The organism is Bradyrhizobium sp. 179, from assembly GCF_023073535.1.
In the GTDB taxonomy this organism is placed as follows: Bacteria; Pseudomonadota; Alphaproteobacteria; order Rhizobiales; family Xanthobacteraceae; genus Bradyrhizobium.
On record NZ_JADPJR010000121.1, the window covers coordinates 1 to 776 of the forward strand.

1 protein-coding gene is annotated in these 776 nt (G+C 58.6%); it reads left to right on the forward strand.

Going from position 1 to position 776, the window contains the following annotated elements:
* Nucleotides 1-90 precede the first annotated feature (90 nt).
* Nucleotides 91-776, forward strand: a 686-nt coding sequence (locus tag IVB12_RS28605; protein ID WP_247304108.1) for an IS110 family transposase, incomplete at its 3' end; no start/stop codon positions are given.

Below are 776 nucleotides of genomic sequence, written 5' to 3' on the forward strand. Positions count from 1 at the left end.
ATCCTTGATGGTGTGGACGGCCTCACCTCAACGGCATCATAGTGCCAAGCGTGGCCGCCAGGGAGCCACAAAGAAGGGAGACCGTCCGCGATGAAGTTTATCAGAATAGGCGTTGATCTCGCCAAGAACTATTTTCAGATTCACGCGCTATCTAGCGAGGCTGCGCCGGCCGTAAAGCGCAAGCTGACGCGCCGAACAATGCGCGAGTTTTTCTCGAAGATCGAGCCGTGCCGCGTTGGCATGGAGGCTTGCGGCTCAGCGCACTATTGGGCGCGCGAACTAAAGGCGATGGGACATGATGTATCTCTGATGCCGCCCGCCTACACAAAACCATATGTCAAGCGGGGTAAGAACGATGCCGTCGATGCGGAGGCCATCTGTGAAGCGGTCTCGCGACCTGCCATGCGTTTTGTGCCGATCAAGAGCGCTGATCAGCAAGTGACACTGATGCTGCACAAGACGCGCGAGCTGCTCGTCAAACAGCGAACGATGAGCGTGAACGCTCTACGCGGCCACCTAGCCGAATTCGGTCTTGTCGTCGCCAAGGGCACCGGCCGCGTCGACGAGCTTTTAGACCTCGCAGAAGCCGACACGACTCTTCCGGACGCCGCTGTCATGGCTGCAAGGGTTCTCGGTCAGCAAATTGATGCACTCGGAAGCGCGCTCGATGATTTGGAGAGGGAGATCGCCAAGGCCCACGCGCGAAGCGAGACGAGCCGTTCGCTCGGAGAAATTCCCGGCGTTGGCAAGCTTGTTGCCTCGGTAATTGCAGCCAG